The sequence below is a fragment of the Pseudomonas sp. MWU16-30322 genome (genome assembly GCF_020515535.1).
Classification (GTDB): Bacteria; Pseudomonadota; Gammaproteobacteria; order Pseudomonadales; family Pseudomonadaceae; genus Aquipseudomonas; species Aquipseudomonas fluorescens_H.
In genome coordinates, this window is the sequence record NZ_JAIWYL010000014.1 from 1 (window position 1) to 16957 (window position 16957).

19 protein-coding genes are annotated in these 16957 nt (G+C 60.9%); 12 read left to right on the forward strand and 7 right to left on the reverse strand.

What is annotated here, in order from left to right; genetic code table 11:
- Nucleotides 1–49: 49 nt before the first annotated feature.
- The gene (locus LCH64_RS25200; protein ID WP_103486091.1) at nt 50–640 is read left to right on the forward strand and encodes an NUDIX domain-containing protein; all 591 of its coding nucleotides are present in this window, start codon (nt 50–52) and stop codon (nt 638–640) included.
- Nucleotides 641–766: 126 nt separating this feature from the next.
- On the opposite strand, the gene LCH64_RS25205 is transcribed toward LCH64_RS25200, so the two are convergent.
- On the reverse strand, nt 767–1282 hold the full coding sequence (locus tag LCH64_RS25205) for a methylated-DNA--[protein]-cysteine S-methyltransferase (protein ID WP_226501722.1): 516 nt from the start codon (nt 1280–1282) through the stop codon (nt 767–769).
- 150 nt (nt 1283–1432) lie between these two features.
- Between LCH64_RS25205 and ggt the strand changes: the two genes are divergently transcribed.
- Complete coding sequence (gene ggt / locus LCH64_RS25210; protein WP_201138119.1) at nt 1433–3160, forward strand: gamma-glutamyltransferase; 1728 nt, start codon at nt 1433–1435, stop codon at nt 3158–3160.
- A gap of 68 nt (nt 3161–3228) precedes the next feature.
- Complete coding sequence (locus LCH64_RS25215) at nt 3229–3762, forward strand: cysteine hydrolase family protein (RefSeq protein ID WP_226501618.1); 534 nt, start codon at nt 3229–3231, stop codon at nt 3760–3762.
- A 197-nt stretch (nt 3763–3959) separates the two neighbouring features.
- Here LCH64_RS25215 and LCH64_RS25220 read toward each other — a convergent pair whose 3' ends face one another.
- Nucleotides 3960–4601 (reverse strand): TetR/AcrR family transcriptional regulator, encoded by a 642-nt coding sequence (locus LCH64_RS25220; RefSeq protein WP_226501619.1) that lies wholly within the window; start codon nt 4599–4601, stop codon nt 3960–3962.
- 141 nt (nt 4602–4742) lie between these two features.
- Between LCH64_RS25220 and LCH64_RS25225 the strand changes: the two genes are divergently transcribed.
- Together LCH64_RS25225 and LCH64_RS25230 are read left to right on the forward strand one after the other, a co-directional pair.
- The gene (locus LCH64_RS25225; protein ID WP_226501620.1) at nt 4743–5201 is read left to right on the forward strand and encodes a GNAT family N-acetyltransferase; all 459 of its coding nucleotides are present in this window, start codon (nt 4743–4745) and stop codon (nt 5199–5201) included.
- 128 nt (nt 5202–5329) lie between these two features.
- Entirely contained in the window at nt 5330–5965 is a 636-nt protein-coding gene (locus tag LCH64_RS25230; RefSeq protein ID WP_003223880.1) for a hypothetical protein, read from the forward strand.
- Between the two features lie 41 nt (nt 5966–6006).
- Here the strand turns inward: LCH64_RS25230 and LCH64_RS25235 are convergent, their stop codons facing one another.
- Both LCH64_RS25235 and LCH64_RS25240 read right to left on the reverse strand, forming a co-directional pair.
- A complete protein-coding gene (locus tag LCH64_RS25235) occupies nt 6007–6552 on the reverse strand; it encodes a hypothetical protein (protein WP_003223882.1) in 546 nt (181 codons plus the stop codon).
- A gap of 83 nt (nt 6553–6635) precedes the next feature.
- Nucleotides 6636–6926, reverse strand: coding sequence for a hypothetical protein (locus LCH64_RS25240; protein ID WP_226501621.1), 291 nt, complete (start codon nt 6924–6926; stop codon nt 6636–6638).
- Nucleotides 6927–7083: 157 nt separating this feature from the next.
- On the opposite strand from LCH64_RS25240, the gene LCH64_RS25245 reads away from it, so the two are divergent.
- Complete coding sequence (locus tag LCH64_RS25245) at nt 7084–8529, forward strand: SulP family inorganic anion transporter (protein ID WP_226501622.1); 1446 nt, start codon at nt 7084–7086, stop codon at nt 8527–8529.
- 107 nt (nt 8530–8636) lie between these two features.
- Here the strand turns inward: LCH64_RS25245 and LCH64_RS25250 are convergent, their stop codons facing one another.
- Entirely contained in the window at nt 8637–9152 is a 516-nt protein-coding gene (locus LCH64_RS25250; protein ID WP_226501623.1) for a carboxymuconolactone decarboxylase family protein, read from the reverse strand.
- A 131-nt stretch (nt 9153–9283) separates the two neighbouring features.
- Between LCH64_RS25250 and LCH64_RS25255 the strand changes: the two genes are divergently transcribed.
- The gene (locus LCH64_RS25255; protein ID WP_226501624.1) at nt 9284–10099 is read left to right on the forward strand and encodes an AraC family transcriptional regulator; all 816 of its coding nucleotides are present in this window, start codon (nt 9284–9286) and stop codon (nt 10097–10099) included.
- Nucleotides 10100–10102: 3 nt separating this feature from the next.
- On the opposite strand, the gene LCH64_RS25260 is transcribed toward LCH64_RS25255, so the two are convergent.
- Nucleotides 10103–10996 carry a DMT family transporter gene (locus tag LCH64_RS25260; protein WP_226501625.1) on the reverse strand — a complete coding sequence of 298 codons (894 nt, stop codon included), beginning with the start codon at nt 10994–10996 and terminating at the stop codon, nt 10103–10105.
- Between the two features lie 91 nt (nt 10997–11087).
- On the opposite strand from LCH64_RS25260, the gene LCH64_RS25265 reads away from it, so the two are divergent.
- Both LCH64_RS25265 and LCH64_RS25270 read left to right on the forward strand, forming a co-directional pair.
- A complete protein-coding gene (locus LCH64_RS25265; RefSeq protein WP_226501626.1) occupies nt 11088–12419 on the forward strand; it encodes a PLP-dependent aminotransferase family protein in 1332 nt (443 codons plus the stop codon).
- Nucleotides 12420–12580: 161 nt separating this feature from the next.
- Entirely contained in the window at nt 12581–12967 is a 387-nt protein-coding gene (locus tag LCH64_RS25270; protein ID WP_003223893.1) for a cytochrome c family protein, read from the forward strand.
- On the opposite strand, the gene LCH64_RS25275 is transcribed toward LCH64_RS25270, so the two are convergent.
- Complete coding sequence (locus LCH64_RS25275) at nt 12964–13848, reverse strand: LysR substrate-binding domain-containing protein (RefSeq protein WP_226501627.1); 885 nt, start codon at nt 13846–13848, stop codon at nt 12964–12966. The genes LCH64_RS25270 and LCH64_RS25275 overlap by 4 nt on opposite strands.
- A 160-nt stretch (nt 13849–14008) precedes the next feature.
- Between LCH64_RS25275 and LCH64_RS25280 the strand changes: the two genes are divergently transcribed.
- From LCH64_RS25280 to LCH64_RS25290, 3 genes are all read left to right on the forward strand, one after another.
- Nucleotides 14009–15310 carry an FAD-binding oxidoreductase gene (locus tag LCH64_RS25280; RefSeq protein ID WP_226501628.1) on the forward strand — a complete coding sequence of 434 codons (1302 nt, stop codon included), beginning with the start codon at nt 14009–14011 and terminating at the stop codon, nt 15308–15310.
- A 51-nt stretch (nt 15311–15361) separates the two neighbouring features.
- Nucleotides 15362–16447, forward strand: a complete 1086-nt coding sequence (locus tag LCH64_RS25285; RefSeq protein WP_226501629.1) for a polyamine ABC transporter substrate-binding protein — start codon at nt 15362–15364, stop codon at nt 16445–16447.
- A 164-nt stretch (nt 16448–16611) separates the two neighbouring features.
- Nucleotides 16612–16947, forward strand: a complete 336-nt coding sequence (locus tag LCH64_RS25290; protein WP_103486103.1) for a hypothetical protein — start codon at nt 16612–16614, stop codon at nt 16945–16947.
- Nucleotides 16948–16957 lie beyond the last annotated feature (10 nt).

Below are 16957 nucleotides of genomic sequence, written 5' to 3' on the forward strand. Positions count from 1 at the left end.
GCGATTAATCGACTATGGACGTTTTCCGATGGCACAAGGATCTGGCGTCATGATCAAAACAGCCGAGCGGGTCAACATTGTCGACACCGAGGTGTTGTCCCACGACTGGTACCTGTTGCAGAAAATCACCTTTGACTATCTGCGCAATAACGGCGACTGGCAGCGGCAGACGCGCGAGGTTTACGACCGTGGTAATGGTGCGGCGATCCTGTTGTTCAACCGCGCACAGCGCACCGTGGTGCTGACCCGCCAATTCCGCTTGCCGGTGTTCGTCAACGGCCACGACGGCTTGTTGATCGAAGTGGCAGCGGGGTTGCTGGAAGGCGCGGCGCCGGAGCAGCGAATTCGCGATGAGGCCGAAGAGGAAACCGGCTACCGCGTGCATGACGTGAAGAAGGTATTCGAGGCTTACATGAGCCCTGGCTCGGTGACCGAAAAGCTGCACTTCTTTATTGCCGAGTACGACGCGAAGTCGAAGGTCGGCGAGGGTGGCGGACTGGAAGAGGAAACCGAAGAACTGGAAGTGCTCGAATGGGGTTTCGACGAAGCACTGGCGGCGTTCCAGCGCGGCGAAATCTGCGACGCCAAGACCATCATGCTGCTGCAGTATGCGGCGATGAATAATCTGTTCCACACCTGATTCAACGCCAATCCATTGTGGCGAGGGAGCTTGCTCCCGCTGGGCTGCGCAGCGGCCCCAGGTTTTCGCCAGTGCTGCGCAACGGAGCGGGAGCAAGCTCCCTCGCCACACAATGGCATTTACAGGTTAAAACAGGTCGCCTGTTCTACCGACATCAGACCAGGCACCTCCCTCCAGCGTCAGCAATCTTTCCTTGGCCTCAAGCCCACCCGCAAACCCCGTCAACTTCCCCGACGCGCCAATCACCCGATGACACGGCGCCACGATCGAAATCGGATTGCGCCCATTCGCCGCTCCCACCGCGCGCACGGCTGTCGGATTACCGATCTGCTCGGCGATCTGGCTGTAGGTGCGGGTTTCGCCAAATGGAATCGTCAGCAGCGCCGCCCAGACCTTTTTCTGAAAATCGGTGCCGACAAAATCCAGTTCCAGGTCGAAGCGATCACGCGTGCCGGCAAAATATTCCTCAAGCTGCTGCGCGGTTCGCTGCAGCAGCGGATTGTCCGGCGCTTCGCTCATCGGACCGAGGCGCACCCGGCCCGGTTTGTCGTTTTCCCAGAGGATGGCCGCCAGTCGTGAGCCGTTCGCAACCAGCTTCAATTCGCCGATCGGTGAGGGCAGGGTGATGAACGTGTAGGGCATGGGCAAAACTCCGGATCGGCGCGGCAACGGCGCCCAGCATACTGCGTGGACGGGGAGGCGCAAATCGCAATAACGACCATACTGCTGGTTGCCTTTAAAGCGTTCCCCTCTGTTCTGCACACCATCCAATAACAAAAAAGAGATCGACTCATGAAGTACGAACCTTTGGCCAAAACGCTGATTGCGACTTCACTGGCACTGAGCTGCCTCATGGCCCACGCCGCCTCCGTGGCACCGGTTGCCGCCGAGAACGGCATGGTGGTCACCGCCCAGCACCTGGCCTCCCATGTCGGCGTCGATGTGTTGAAAAACGGCGGTAACGCGGTGGATGCGGCGGTTGCTGTGGGCTATGCGCTGGCGGTGGTATATCCCGCGGCAGGCAACCTCGGCGGTGGCGGTTTCATGACCATTCAACTGGCGGACGGGCGCAAGACCTTCCTCGACTTCCGCGAAAAAGCCCCACTGGCGGCGACGGCCAACATGTATCTGGACAAGGACGGCAACGTCGTTCCTGACCTGAGCACCCGTGGTCACCTCGCCGTGGCGGTGCCCGGCACCGTGTCGGGCATGGAGCTGGCGCTGAGCAAGTACGGCACTAAACCGCGCAAGGAAATGATCGCCCCGGCAATCAAACTGGCTGAAGACGGTTTCGAGCTGGAGCAGGGCGACGTTGATCTGCTGGACTACGCCACCGATGTGTTCAAAAAGGACATGCGTGATTCCGGGTCGATCTTCCTGCACAACGGCGAGCCGATGCAGGTCGGGCAGAAACTGGTGCAGAAGGATCTGGCGAAAACCCTGCGCACCATTTCCGAAAAAGGTGCTGACGGCTTCTATAAAGGCTGGGTGGCCGACGCCATCGTCACGTCCAGTCAGGCCAACAAGGGCATCATCACCCAGGCCGACCTCGACAAGTACAAGACCCGCGAGCTGGCGCCGGTTGAATGCGATTACCGTGGTTACCACGTGGTCTCGGCGCCACCGCCAAGCTCCGGCGGCGTGGTGATCTGCGAGATCATGAACATTCTTGAAGGCTATCCGATGAAGGATCTGGGCTTCCATTCGGCCCAGGGCATGCACTACCAGATCGAAGCGATGCGCCACGCCTATGTCGATCGCAACAGCTATCTGGGTGACCCGGATTTTGTGAAGAATCCGATCGAGCATCTGCTGGACAAGAACTACGCGACCAAGCTGCGCAACGCGATCCAGCCGCAGAAGGCCGGGATCTCCGCCGAACTGAAACCCGGCGTCGCGCCGCATGAAGGCAACAACACCACGCACTATTCGATCGTCGACAAGTGGGGCAACGCGGTGTCGGTGACTTACACCCTCAACGACTGGTTCGGCGCCGGGGTGATGGCGAGCAAGACCGGGGTGATCCTCAACGACGAGATGGATGACTTCACCTCCAAGGTCGGCGTGCCGAACATGTACGGTCTGGTGCAGGGCGAGGCCAATGCCATCGCTCCGGGCAAAACCCCGCTGTCGTCGATGAGCCCGACCATCGTCACCAAGGACGGCAAAGTGGTGATGGTGGTCGGTACGCCGGGTGGCAGCCGCATTATCACGGCGACCTTGCTGACCATGCTCAATGTCATCGACTACGGCATGGGCCTGCAGGAAGCGGTCGACGCGCCGCGCTTCCACCAGCAATGGATGCCCGAGCAGACCAACCTCGAAGACTACGCCGCCAGTCCCGACACGAAGAAAATCCTCGAAAGCTGGGGCCACAAATTTGCCGGCCCGCAGGATGCCAACCACATCGCCGCGATCCTGGTCGGTGCGCCGTCGCTGGGCGGTAAACCGGTGGGCAACAACCGTTTCTACGGGGCCAACGATCCACGGCGCAATACCGGGTTGTCACTGGGTTACTGAAAGGCGTAAAAAGGGGGCGGATTTTCAGGTCCGCCCCTGTTTCGAGGATCGATCAAGGAAGACCCATCATGACTACTGCATTGCTGATCATCGACGTCCAACAGGCGCTCTGCTCGGGCCAATACCAGTGCTTCGACATCCACCGCGTGATCGACACCATCAACCAGCTCAGTACCCGCGCGCGCAAGGCCGGCGTGCCGGTGGTGCTGATTCAGCATGAAGAAGAGGACAGTCCGCTGGCCCTTGGTGCCGCAGGCTGGCAACTCGCCGAAGGCCTGCTGACGGCCGCGCCAGATCTACGCGTACGCAAAACCACCCCGGATTCGTTCTACCAGACAGACCTGGGCAAACTGCTGCCCAGCGAAGACTTCGAGCGCCTGCTCATCTGCGGCCTGCAAACCGACTACTGCGTCAACGCCACCGTGCGCAAGGCGCATGAACTGGGCTACGACGTGGTGCTTGCCGCGGACGCTCATTCCACCCTCGACAACGGCAACATGAGCGCCGAAGACATCATCGCCGAACACAACAAGGACTTGGCGCACCTGACCGGCGCCACGGCCCGGGTCGATGTCAAACCTGCAGCCGAGATCATTCTCTAAACCAGCGAATACCCCTGTGGGAGCGGGCTTGCTCGCGAAAGCGGTGGGCCTGTGACGCATGTGTGGGCTGATCCGACGCCTTCGCGAGCAAGCCCGCTCCCACATTGATTGATGGTGTTCACGGATTCCATGTCCAGCACAAATCCCCTGTGGCGAGCGAGCTTGCTCGCGCCGGGCTGCGCAGCAACCCTAACACCTCAAGTCGCAAACAAAACCCCACGAATCTCCCCAGCCCGAGGTGCCACGACGCCCTCCAGCACCATCCGCGTAATCGTCTCCGCCGCCGTCTGATAATCCTCATCCTGCGGCACGGCGCGCCCGGTGATGCAGCCCATTTGCCAGCCAATGTTGGTGTAGGTGCGGGTTGCCGACCAGATGAACAGCATCAGGTGTTCCGGGTCTACCGGGGCCAGGAGGCCGCGTTCGATCCAGCTGCGCAGGCAGTCGACGTTGCGCCGGGCTTCGGCGTGCAGCAGGTCGCGGCACTCGTCTGGCAGTTGGCGACCGCCGAGTAGCAGTTCGCCGCTGAAGACCTTGGCGATGGCCGGGTGTTCGCGAGCGATGCGGATGCGCGCGGCGACGTAGGCGCGCAGGCCGATCATCGGATCGTCGCTTTCGCGCAGCGCTGCCGAGGCGTCCAGCAGCGGTTCGACAAACCCCAGCAGGACCTTGGAATAGAGGTTTTCCTTGGTCTGGAAGTAGTAATACAGGTTGGCCTTGGGCACGCCGGCACGGGCGGCGATGTCGCGGGTCTGGGTGGCGTCGAAGCCGTTGGCGGCGAACTCTTCGCTGGCGGCGGCGAGGATCAATTGCTCGTTGCGTACGCGAATGGCGCTCATGGGAACACGGTGAGAATGAATGGCATGGGCGGATACTGGCGAATTCGGTTTCGCAATATACAAAACTATATAGCGATGAGGCCAGCTAACTCGTTCGAGAGCGCTATGCTGGTTCGATAATCAAAAAACGGGGGACGGAGCATGGCGATCAAGGCACTGCGCGCTACGGCGGCTGATTTGGAGGCGGTGGCACAACTGTTCGACGCCTATCGCGGTTTCTATCAGCAACCCTCGAACCTGGCGCAATCGCGCGCCTTCATCGCCGAACGCATGGCCGGCAACGAGTCGGCAATTTTCCTCGCGCAGGATGAAAACGTTGAAGCGCTGGGTTTCGTGCAGCTGTATCCGACGTTTTCCTCGATAGATGCCCATCGCACCTGGTTGCTCAGCGATTTGTTCACCGCGCCCGCTGCTCGTGGCCGTGGAGTGGGCAGATTGCTGATGAACACGGCGCGGGACTTTGCGCTGCAGACTGGCGCCAAGGGGCTGGTGCTAGAAACCGCCACCGACAACTTCACTGCACAGGGTTTGTATGAATCGCTAGGTTATGTACGCGATACCGGTTACTACACCTACGTGCTCGATTTGCGGCAGGGCTGAGCGGGTATTTCTGTGTAAATTTTCCGATTCAGCCTTTCCTCACGCGACCGCTCTCTCTAGAATCCGCCCCGCCTCCGCAATGGAGGCTCATTGCTATCATTTGGCTCGGTTCATATAGGGAAGACAACATGCAATTCGGGAAAATCGTGGCGCTGGGCCTGGTGCTCACGCTCGGTGGTTGTGCCAGTTTCACCAAAGACGAAGTCGCGCCGGTCAAGCTGCCATCGATGGCCAGCTACGCGAATAAACCGAACGTGTATGTGGACTTCGACTTCTATCAGGGCGAGCCGAAAAGCACTTCGGCCGTAGAAGTGCCGCAAGCGCGAGATCAGCTCAAACCAGAGCTGCAAAAGATTCTGACCGATTCGGGTCTGTTCGGTCGTGTCACCCTGGACGAGTTCCAGAAGCAACCGGGTGACTACAGCCTGCGTCTGAAAATGTACAACCATCCGCCAAATGCCGGTTCGATGGTGCTGGCCTTCATCAGTGGTTTCAGTCTGATGGTGATCCCGGCGTACGGCACCGATCAGTACACCATGAGCCTCGAAGCCGTCGACGGCACAGGCCAGGCCCTGACCACCGCGAGCAACCATGATGCGGTCGGTACCTGGATCGGTATCTGGTTCATTCCACTGATGGGCAACACTCCGAAGGCGGCGGTCAACGACACCTTCGCCCGTCAGGTCAATGCGCTGCTCAAGCAGATGATCGACAACAACACCCTGAAATACTCGGCGCTCGAGACCCGCACTCCGCGGGCCTGATGCCAAAAAAAAGAGCCGCAATCGCGGCTCTTTTTTTGCCCTTACTTCAGGGCCTGGATGAACTGTGGATCGCTGTACAGTTCCTTCAGCAGATCGCGCAGCATCGGGTTATAGGCGTTGACCGCATTCGGAATCGCGATGAAACCGAAGAAGCTGCTGCTCCACTGGCTGCTGACATTCTTGGTCGCGTCGTAGACCACATTCTGGCCATTGAGCAGGGTGAAGCGTGCCGCTAGTTGGCCTTCGCCCGTGCCCATGCCGGCCGACAGATTGTTCTTCACCACCAGCACTTTCAGCTGACGCTGAGCTTGCGGATCAAGCAGGCCGGCCTTGCGCAGTTCTTCAGTGATCGCGTCCTGGATGTGCGCCGGGATGCTGCCGGACGGCGAGCGCACCGGATTGGCTCGAACTGTCAGCGAACCTTCGCCGGATTCGGCAGTCACCTGCGGATTGCTGACAGCATGCAGGGGCGGAGTCTGCTTGAGCTTTTGAACGTTTTCGAAGCTCGGCTCGTAGCGGGTCATGGTCATGCCACAACCTTGCAGCAGCACTGCCAGCATCGGGATCAACAACAGAGACTTTTTCACGGCGTTTCCTTGCGTGAGGAATAAGGGGAGCGAATTATGGGCAGAGTGCCATCATTGAGCAATCGACTTTGTCCGTGAGGTGTTCAGGGCTTCAACAGATTTTCGATCTGCGCCAGTTCCCAGGTACTGAGCAGATTCACCGGGTCGGTGCCGTAACGGCTATTGAAATGCCATTCGCGGCCATCCGGGCAGCGGCAATGTTCACAATGATGCAAGCGCCCACCCTCAACATCCAGCAATAGACGCCAGCCCTCGATATCGACCGCAACCACTCCGGCAGCACCGGACGCCTCTAATCGGTTGAACATCAGCACACCCAGCGCAGCCTCGCGCAAGCGCTGGCAAACGTCGCGGGCGGTCAGCAATGCAGTCATGGTCATACTCGGTGGAGGCATAAGCGCGTCAGGATAAATCGCACGGCTACACGTGTCAGCGATCACTGGCCCGCTTGTGAACTATTCCGTAACATCCGCACCCCTCATTTTCGCGAACATCCGCGGCCACACTCGTCGGCCGCCAGTCAGGTAAGCCATGAAACCACAACGTCTGCGCGCCGATGTCCTGGCCGGACTCACCACCTCGTTTGCCCTGTTGCCCGAATGCATTGCGTTTGCGCTGGTGGCCCACCTCAATCCGCTGATGGGCCTGTACGGCGCCTTCATCATTTGTACGCTGACCGCGTTGTTCGGCGGGCGGCCGGGGATGGTCTCCGGGGCGGCAGGCTCGATGGCGGTGGTGATCGTCGCGCTGGTGGTGCAGCACGGCGTGCAATACCTGCTCGCGACGGTGTTGCTCGGCGGTCTGATCATGATCGCGTTCGGGCTGCTGCGCCTGGGCAAACTGGTGCGCATGGTGCCGCACCCGGTGATGCTCGGCTTCGTCAACGGCCTGGCGATCATCATTGCACTGGCGCAACTGGAGCATTTCAAGAGCGGCGAACACTGGCTCAGCGGCACGCCGCTGTACGTGATGACCGGGCTGGTGCTGCTGACCATGGCCATCGTCTACATTCTGCCGCGCCTGACCCGCGCGGTGCCGCCGGCATTGGTGGCGATCCTCGGCGTGGGCCTGCTGGTCTACCTGTTCGGCCTGCCGACCCGCACCCTCGGCGACATGGCGCACATCGCCGGTGGTCTGCCGACCTTCGCGCTGCCGGACATCCCGTGGAACCTGGAGACCCTGCGCATCATCGCCCCATACGCGATTCTGATGGCGTTGGTAGGGCTGCTGGAAACCCTGTTGACCCTGAACCTCACCGACGAAATCACCGAAACCCGTGGTTACCCGGATCGCGAATGCGTCGCCCTGGGTGCGGCGAACGTGGTCTCCGGCGCGTTCGGTGGCATGGGCGGTTGCGCGATGATCGGTCAGACCGTGATCAACCTCAGCTCCGGCGGGCGCGGGCGTTTGTCCGGTGTGGTAGCGGGTGTGTTGATTCTGTTGTTTATCCTGTTTCTGTCGCCGCTGATTGAGCGCATTCCGCTGGCGGCGCTAGTGGGGGTGATGTTCGTGGTCTCGCAGCAAACCTTCGCTTGGGCGTCGTTGCGGGTATTGAACAAAGTGCCGCTTAACGATGTGCTGGTGATCATCGCCGTGACCACAATCACCGTGTTCACCGATCTGGCCACTGCCGTGCTGTGCGGGATCATCATCGCCGCGCTGAACTTCGCGTGGCAGCAGGCCCGCGAGTTGTACGCCGATGAGCATCTGGAAGCCGACGGCAGCAAACTCTACCGCCTGCACGGCACGCTGTTTTTCGCCTCGACCACGCCGTTCCTCAACCAGTTTGACCCGGCCAATGACCCGGCCCGTGTGACCCTGGATTGCCGGCATTTGAGCTTCGTCGACTATTCGGCGATCGCCGCGTTGAAGACCTTGCGTGAGCGTTACGCCAAGGCCGGGAAGGAATTGCAGGTGTTTCATCTGTCCGAGCGCTGCAAGAAGCTGCTGAAACGCGCCGGCGTCGAACACCACTGATCAACTGTGGGAGCGGGCTTGCTCGCGAAGGCAGCGTGTCATTCACCACACAAGTTGACTGACCCAGCGCTTTCGCGAGCAAGCCCGCTCCCACATTTTTTCCGCGTTCAATCAATGGCCGGGAAGTCGATGTCGGTCAAGGCTGCGTTGTTCAGGTAGTTGGTCAGCGACTGTACGGCGACCAAGGCAATCACTTCGATGAGCTTACTGTCGTCAATGCCGGCCGCGCGGGCCGCGGCGATCTGCTCGTCGCTCAGGTGGCCGCGGCTTTGCGTCAGTTGCTGGGCGAGAGCGGCGTAGGCATTCAGTTCACCTTGACGCGCCGCGCCGATGTCCTGCGCCGAGAGCCCGGCCTTGCTGGCAAACAGGCTGTGCGCGGCCAGGCAATAATCGCAGCCGTTGACCTGGGAAGTGGCGAGATACACCGCTTCTTTTTCCTTGGCGCTCAGCGACGCCTTGCCGAGAATCGTCGAAGCTTGCACGTAGGCTTCCAGGGCCACCGGGGCTTTGGCCAGGGTGGTAAAGACATTGGGCAGGAAGCCGATTTTTTTCTTCACGCCTTCCAGCGTCGGGCGGCTGGCGTCGGTGGCATTTTCAAGGCTGATTACAGGGATGCGGCTCATGGTGACTCTCCAGAAGTCCGGCGCGAAGTGCACCGGGGACGGAGGTCATGTTATTGAGCGCGGCTGGTGCTTTGGCAGCAGATCGTCGAGGATATGCGACAGATCGTCCAGATATGCTTCGGGAGTCGTCCATGGATCGCCTTTCCACGCTGCTCAGTCATTTTGGCGTGAACGCCGGTACCTTTCACAGCGGCACGTTTTGCGGCATCGGCATGCATGAGGACGAACCGGTGGGGCATGTGCATCTGTTGCAGGCCGGCGAGTTGCTGCTGAGACCGGGCAATGAACGCGAGATCCGCATCGTCGAACCTTCACTGATTTTCTTCCCCAGACCCTTCACTCATCGGATGTCCGCCGACGAGGCCATGGGCGCGCAGCTGGTGTGCGCCACGCTGACGTTTGACGGTGGCTCCGGCAATGCGCTGGCGACGGCGCTGCCGGATTATCTGGTGCTCAAACTCAGCGAAATCCCGGAATTGGGCAACACTCTGGAGTGGCTGTTCAGAGAAGCCTTTGAAGGTCATTGCGGGCGCGTGGCGGTGATGGACCGGTTGTTTGAATTGCTGGTGATCCTGTTGTTGCGCCACCTCATCAGCAGCCGTGTCCAGCAACCCGGCATGATGGCCGGGCTCGCTGATCCGCGCTTGTCTCGCGCCTTGACCCTGATGCATGAGCAGCCGGCCAAACCCTGGCGCGTGGCTGACCTGGCGGCTGCCGCCAACCTGTCCAGAGCCGGATTCGCTGAGCAGTTTCACCGCGTTGTCGGACAGGCGCCGGCCGACTATCTGGTGAGCTGGCGGATCAGTCTGGCGCAGAAGCGTTTGCGCGAGGGACGGCCGATTGCGCTGGTCGCGCTAGAGGTCGGTTATGAAAGTCCTTCGGCACTGGCCCGAGCGTTTCGCCGCAAGACCGGGCTCAGCCCGCGGGAGTGGAAGGCTGGCATCTGAGGGTTATCGGGCGAACTTCTTCGCTCCGGCTACGCAGAGGATGACGCCTGCCGTCACCGCCAGCATCCCCACACTCACCTGTTCATGCAGCAACGTCGCCGCCAGTGCCAGACCGAAAAACGGCTGCAGCAATTGCAGCTGGCCGACCGCCGCGATCCCGCCCTGGGCCAGACCGCGATACCAGAACACAAAGCCGATCAGCATGCTGAACAGCGCCACATAGGCCAGGCACATCCAGGCCGACAGGCTGATGTGGCTGAACGAGGCGGGCGCCAGGTACAGGCTGAGCAACGCCATTACCGGCAGTGACAACACCAGCGCCCAGCAAATCACCTGCCAGCCGCCGAGGACTCGCGACAGTTTCGCGCCTTCGGCGTAACCCAGGCCACAGGCCAGAATCGCGGCGAGCATCAGCAGGTCGCCGGTGGGCGAAGCGGTCAGCCCCTGTGACAGAGCAAAGCCGATGACCAACGCGCTGCCCAGAATCGAAAACCCCCAGAACACCGGTCGCGGGCGCTCGCCGCCGCGCAGCACGGCAAAAATCGCCGTCGCCAGTGGCAGCAATCCTACAAACACAATCGAATGCGCCGACGTCACGTGTTGCAGCGCCAATGCTGTCAGCAGTGGAAAACCCAGCACCACACCCAACGCCACAACCAACAACGACCACCACTGATCGCGTGCCGGACGCCGTTCGCGAAACAGCCACAGCAGAACCATCGCCAGCACCCCGGCAATGGCCGCGCGCGCCACGGTGAGAAACACCGGATCGAATTCCAGCACCGCCAGACGCGTGGCCGGGAGTGATCCGCTGAAGATCACCACGCCGATAAAGCCATTGATCCAGCCGCTGGTTTTTTCCAGGGCCGGGTTAACCGGGTTCGAAGTCCGTTCCATAGAAGGTCGCGCTCAAAGGGTGGGGTTGCTTTCGAGCCATCCTGGAGCCGAGAATCAGCACAATCAAATAATTGTCATGGATACATCCGACATGTCGCGCTCGCGCTACAAGACCCTCGTTGACGCCTATGCCGCTGACATTCGCGCGGGGCGTCTGGCGCCCGGAACGCGACTGCCCACCCACCGGGAACTGGCGGCCAACGAAGGCCTGGCACTGGTTACTGCGTCGCGGGTGTACGCCGAGCTTGAGGCGATGGGGCTGGTCAGCGGCGAAACCGGGCGCGGGACGTTTGTGCGCGAAACCTCGTTGTCGCCGGGGCAGGGCATCGACCAGAAAGACGTGGCGGTCGGCATGATCGACCTCAATTTCAACTATCCATCGCTGCCCGGTCAGGCCGATCTGTTGCGCACGGCGTTACGCCAACTGGCCCTGTCCGGTGATCTGGAAGCCTTGCTGCGTTATCAGCCCCACGCCGGGCGCCCGCATGAGCGCGCCTCGATTGCGCGGCATTTGCAGGATCGCGGGGTGCAGGTCGATGCCGGGCAAGTGCTGATCGTCAACGGTGCCCAGCAAGGGTTGGCGGTGACGCTGATGGCGTTGCTCAAGCCCGGCGATGTGATTGCAGCGGATGCGTTGACCTATTCCGGCTTCAAGGTGCTGGCCGAAGCGCTGCATCTGGAAGTGGTGGCGATCCCGCCCGGTGATCACGGGCCGGACTTGGCGGCACTGGAAAAGCTATGTCGAAGCCGCTCGGTGCGGGCCGTGTACAGCATGCCGACGCTGCACAATCCATTGGGTTGGGTGACGCCGATCGAGCAGCGCGAGCAATTGGTCGCGCTCGCCCGACGGCATGATCTGACGCTCATCGAGGACGCGGCCTACGCCTTTCTGGTGGAAAACCCACCGCGTACCCTGGTCGACCTGGCACCGGAGCGCACGGTGTACGTCTCGGGACTCTCGAAGAACATTGCCACTGGGCTGCGCGTCGGTTTCATTGCTGCGCCGCTGCAGACGGTGCCGGCGCTGGAACGGATCATTCGCGCCACCACCTGGAACACCCCCGGCGTGATGACCGCGATGGCTTGCGGCTGGCTCGACGACGGCACCGTCACCCTGCTCGAACAACAAAAGCGCGACGACGCCAAGGCCCGGCAAACCCTGGCCGCCGAGTTGCTGCAAGGGCTGACCTGCATCGGCCATCCATCCTCCTATTTCCTGTGGCTGCCACTGCCGGAAGACGTACGCGCCGATCAGATTGTGGTGGAGTTGATGCACCAGCAGATTTCGGTGACCACCGCCGAGCCGTTCGCTGTATCGGCGCATGTGCCGCATGCGATTCGGCTGGCGTTGGGGTCGGTGCCGATGGATGTCCTGCGTCAGGCATTGATCACCGTCAGAAAGGTCATCGGCGCTTACCTGTAAAAAGCACCTGCTGTGAAAAAAACTGTGGCGAGGGAGCTTGCTCCCGCTGGCCTGCATGGCAGGCCCATACCGGGGTCGATACGCAACCCAGCGGGAGCAAGCTCCCTCGCCACAAAGTGTTAGCCTTGCCTCAACTGCATCACACCGTTCTGGATCGCCCGATGAAAAACACCGTTGCACTGCTTCTTGCCCTCACCGCAACCGCCATTCTGTTCAGTTCAACCGCCCGCGCCGCAGGCGATCCGGCAGCCGGCGAAAAGATCTTCCCGCGCCTGTGCGGCGGCTGCCACCAGGTCGGCCCGGATGCGCGCCCGGGGTTCGGCCCGCAACTCAACGGCATCATCGGCCGGCCGGCCGGGACGTCGGCCAATTACGTGTATTCCGACGCGATGAAAAATTCCGGCAAGACTTGGGATCGCGACACGCTGACTGCGTATCTGAAAGATCCAAAGGGCGTGGTGCCAGGCACGCGGATGATTTTCTGGGGGCTGAGTGACGAGGAGAAGATCGATAATTTGCTCGCGTATCTGCAGCAATTCTCCAACTAAATGTTTTGCTCGGCCTGCGCGGCAAACCATTGCATGACCACCGCGCACGCCGGATGTGAAGCGGCCGCCGGTTGCAGGCACAGCGCGTAAATCCCGCCCGTTTTCAGCGGTGGTCCGAACGGCACCACCAACACCCCGCGCTCGATGGACTCTGCCGCGAGCGTCATGTCCGTCACCGCAACGCCCAAGCCTCGCGCCGCCGCATCCAGTGCCAGCTCATCGAGGTTGAACGGAATGTGTCGGTAACTTTCCAGTGGCTTGCCGCCATTGGCCGCCAGCCATTCGATCCACGCCTGCCGATCGGCAGAGCGATGCAGCAACGCAAAGCGCTGCAACTCCGCGACTGATCGAGGCGCCTGCGGCAGGTTGGGCGAACACACGGGCACCAGCGTTTCCTCAAACAGCGTCAGGCAGTCTGCGTCACTCGTTGGCTGCGGCAGATAAAGAATGTAGGCGTCGCTGTCACTGGCCGGTTCCACCACCTCGGTGGCAACGGTTTCTATCGCCAGCGAGACCTCGGGGTGGCTGAGGTAGAAGTCGTTGAGTTTGGGCAGCAGCCAGCGCACCGCCAGTGACACGTGCATACGAATGCGGAACGGGCGTTGCTGCGGGACCAGGCGCTCTTCGAGGGCTTTCAATTGCTCGAGAATGCTGACGGCGCTGGCCAGTACCTGTTCGCCTTCCGGGGTCAGGCGCAGGCTGCGGCTGGTTCTGATGAACAGCGCAACGTTGAAATGGTTTTCCAGTTGCTGGATCTGCCGGCTCACCGCGCTTTGGGTCAGGCACAGCCGTTGCGCGGCCTGGGTGAAGCTGGCGCAACGGGCGACTTCAACCAGCGTCTGCATGGCCTGCAGGGACGGTACGTGGCGGATTTTATCCATGCGTTTTCAGAATGGCTCGATGATTTTATAACGTTGGTTGGGCCAGCCAAGACCTTATAGATTTTAGCTCTGGCGGCGAACTTTACGCTTTCTCCATGCGATTCACGCATGAGCGAAGGTCAAAGGCAAGCCGTGCAACGACAGTCGAATGAGGTCAGCAATGGAAAACGTATGTGGCTGGATCGCCCAGGCCGGCAGCTCGCCGCAGCGCGGTCGCCTGAGCGGTACGCAACAAGCCGACTGGCTGGTGATCGGCGGGGGCATTACCGGCCTCAGCGCCGCGCACAACGTGGCACAAATGCACCCACAGGCGCGCATCGTGGTGGTTGACCGCCAGCGTGCGGCGCAAGGTGCTTCGGCACGCAACTCGGGGTTTGTCGTGGCCCACGAGCATCCGGCCGACAGTGAATTGATCGGCGCGCCAGGCTTTGCCGGGTTCGAAATCGACACGGCGATTTCCCGTGCCGCCAGCGACGCGGTGCGCCAGACCATCGCGCAACATGCCATCGACTGCGACTTTCGCGACAACGGTTATTTCTTCGCCGTCAGCGACGCCGCCAAGCTCAGCCATGTCGACGCCAAACTGGCGACCTTGCGCGCCCTCGGTGCCCGCGCAGAATTTCTCCAGGGCGATGCGCTGGCGCAGAAACTCGGCACCCGGCATTACGCGGCGGGGATCTGGTGCGGCAACGGCAATGCGCTGTTGCAACCGGCCAAATACGTGAAGGGCCTGTTCAATGCGCTGCCGGGCAATATCAGCGTTTACGAACACACCGACATCAGCAGTCTGGCGCGCATGAGCCACGGCCGGCTGCGAGCCAGCGCGGTGAGTGGCAGCGTCGAGGCCAAACGGGTGCTGGTGTGTTTGAACGCATTCATCCCCCGGGTCGGCATTCATGACAGTGCGACCTTCCCGATGGAACTCAGCGCCAGTCTCACCCGGCCGCTCAGCGATGAGGAATTTCAGGCGATCGGCGCCGTCGAGCCTTGGGGCGTGCTGTCGACCCGGCCGCTGGGCGCCACGGTGCGCCTGACCCCGGACCGCCGGGTGATGATCCGCAACACCGCCGAATACCGCACGCGCGATTTGTCTGAAAGCGAATTGGTGCTGCGCCGCGAGCATCATGTGCGTGGTCTGCAACGACGCTTTCCGTTCCTCGGCGCGCAAGACATCCAGTACACCTGGACCGGCCACTTGAGCGCGACCCGCAGCGGTCAGGCGTTTTTTCAGAAGGTGGAAGAGGGCGTGTTTGCCGTCGCCGGTTGCAACGGTTCCGGTGTGGCGCGCGGCACGCTGTGGGGACGCTTGCTGGCGGAACTGGCGTGCGGCGTCGATTCACCGTTGCTGCAATCGGTGATGCAACGGGCCGACCCCGGCTGGCTGCCGCCGCGACCTTTTTTCGACATCGGTGCCATGCTTCGCATGCGCGTGGAGGCAGTCAGGGCCAGAACAGAAATCTGAAGTTTCGCCTACCGCACAACAACAAAAGCCACTCAACACAGGTGACAGACCATGCGCATCAACCCACTTTCCCTGGCAGTCCTGCTCGCGGCCAGCACGGCCGCTTCGGCCGACGAAACCGTCAACATTTCCAACTGGAACAGCTACATCGCCCCGGACACTCTGGCCAACTTCACCCAGGCCACCGGGATCAAGACCACCTACGACATTCACGACAGCAACGAAGTGCTGGAATCGAAGTTGATGACCGGCAACACCGGTTATGACGTGGTCAGCCCGTCGAACCACTTTCTGTCGCGACTGATCAAGGCCGGGGCAATTCAGAAACTCGACCGGTCGCAGCTGCCGAACTGGAAGAACCTCGACCCGGTACTGCTGCAAAAACTTGAAGTCAACGATCCCGGCAATCAGTACGGCTATCCCTACATGTGGGGCACGGCCGGCATCGGTTACAACGTCGAGAAGATCAAGGCGATTTTCGGCAACACCGATGTCACGCAGTCATGGGACTTTTTCTTCAAGGAAGAAAACATCAAGAAGCTGAGCCAGTGTGGCGTGGCGTTCATCGACAACCCGACCCAGGTGCTGCCGATCACGCTCAACTACCTGCACTTGCCAGCCCACAGTCACGAACCGGCGGATTACAAACAAGCCGAACAGGCGCTGCTGAAGATTCGTCCGTACATTCAGTACTTCCACGCCTCGAAGTACATCAGCGACCTGGCCAACGGCAACGTCTGCGCGGTGATCGGCTTCAACGGCGACATCGTCCAGGCCGCGGCCAGCGCGAAGGACGCCAGGAATGGCATCAACATCGCCTACTCGATCCCGAAAGAAGGCACGACGCTGTGGTTCGACATGGTGGTCATGCCCAAAAACGCGCCGCATGAAAAAAACGGTTACGCGTACATGAACTACCTGCTTGACCCCAAAGTGGTGGCCAACATCAGCAACAGCATTCATTACGCCAATCCCAATGCGGCGGCTGATCAGTACCTCAACGCGGACGTGAAGCAGGATCCGGCCATCTACCCGCCCAAAGACGTGATGCAGCGGTTGTTCACCGTGGAAGAGTTGCCGGCGGCGATTGCGCGGTTGTCGACGCGGTTGTGGACGAAATTGAAAACCAATACCTGATGGCAACCACCCTGTGCAGGGGCGATGGCGCCAGCGCCTGCACGGAGTATGCGTCAGACACACTTCATGAAACTTGTCGGGGTTGATACTAAAAAGCCACTGCCTCCGGTAGAGTGTGCGCCGCCCGAGAGATGGATCCCGGGCTAACACCCATGGAGTTTGCAGTGAAATATCTGAGCAAAGTAGTCGCCGCCGCACTGTTCGGTGTGGTTCTGGCAGGTTGCACCGGCACCCCGATGAACACCAAGCAATATGACAGCAGTCAATACACCGTGATTGGCCACAGTGAAGCTACCGCCACCGGTCTGATGCTGTTCGGCGTAATCCCGATCCAACAGAACAACCGCTTCGTGCGCGCGCAGACTGCGGCCATCAAAGCCAAGGGCGGCGATGCGATGATCAATACCCAAGTTCAGGAAAACTGGTTCTGGGCATGGGTTCTGAGCGGCTACACCACCAAGATTTCCGGTGATGTGATCAAGCTGAAAACCGCGCAGTAAACCGCGGTTG

Excerpts from the sequence above, each read along its gene's own strand:
- LCH64_RS25200 (WP_103486091.1), top strand. The coding sequence starts at position 50 with ATGATCAAAACAGCCGAGCGGGTCAACATTGTCGACACCGAGGTGTTG.
- LCH64_RS25205 (WP_226501722.1), bottom strand. The coding sequence starts at position 1,282 with ATGCCCTACACGTTCATCACCCTGCCCTCACCGATCGGCGAATTGAAG.
- ggt (WP_201138119.1), top strand. The coding sequence starts at position 1,433 with ATGAAGTACGAACCTTTGGCCAAAACGCTGATTGCGACTTCACTGGCA.
- LCH64_RS25215 (WP_226501618.1), top strand. The coding sequence starts at position 3,229 with ATGACTACTGCATTGCTGATCATCGACGTCCAACAGGCGCTCTGCTCG.
- LCH64_RS25220 (WP_226501619.1), bottom strand. The coding sequence starts at position 4,601 with ATGAGCGCCATTCGCGTACGCAACGAGCAATTGATCCTCGCCGCCGCC.
- LCH64_RS25225 (WP_226501620.1), top strand. The coding sequence starts at position 4,743 with ATGGCGATCAAGGCACTGCGCGCTACGGCGGCTGATTTGGAGGCGGTG.
- LCH64_RS25230 (WP_003223880.1), top strand. The coding sequence starts at position 5,330 with ATGCAATTCGGGAAAATCGTGGCGCTGGGCCTGGTGCTCACGCTCGGT.
- LCH64_RS25240 (WP_226501621.1), bottom strand. The coding sequence starts at position 6,926 with ATGACTGCATTGCTGACCGCCCGCGACGTTTGCCAGCGCTTGCGCGAG.
- LCH64_RS25245 (WP_226501622.1), top strand. The coding sequence starts at position 7,084 with ATGAAACCACAACGTCTGCGCGCCGATGTCCTGGCCGGACTCACCACC.
- LCH64_RS25250 (WP_226501623.1), bottom strand. The coding sequence starts at position 9,152 with ATGAGCCGCATCCCTGTAATCAGCCTTGAAAATGCCACCGACGCCAGC.
- LCH64_RS25255 (WP_226501624.1), top strand. The coding sequence starts at position 9,284 with ATGGATCGCCTTTCCACGCTGCTCAGTCATTTTGGCGTGAACGCCGGT.
- LCH64_RS25260 (WP_226501625.1), bottom strand. The coding sequence starts at position 10,996 with ATGGAACGGACTTCGAACCCGGTTAACCCGGCCCTGGAAAAAACCAGC.
- LCH64_RS25265 (WP_226501626.1), top strand. The coding sequence starts at position 11,088 with ATGTCGCGCTCGCGCTACAAGACCCTCGTTGACGCCTATGCCGCTGAC.
- LCH64_RS25270 (WP_003223893.1), top strand. The coding sequence starts at position 12,581 with ATGAAAAACACCGTTGCACTGCTTCTTGCCCTCACCGCAACCGCCATT.
- LCH64_RS25275 (WP_226501627.1), bottom strand. The coding sequence starts at position 13,848 with ATGGATAAAATCCGCCACGTACCGTCCCTGCAGGCCATGCAGACGCTG.
- LCH64_RS25280 (WP_226501628.1), top strand. The coding sequence starts at position 14,009 with ATGGAAAACGTATGTGGCTGGATCGCCCAGGCCGGCAGCTCGCCGCAG.
- LCH64_RS25285 (WP_226501629.1), top strand. The coding sequence starts at position 15,362 with ATGCGCATCAACCCACTTTCCCTGGCAGTCCTGCTCGCGGCCAGCACG.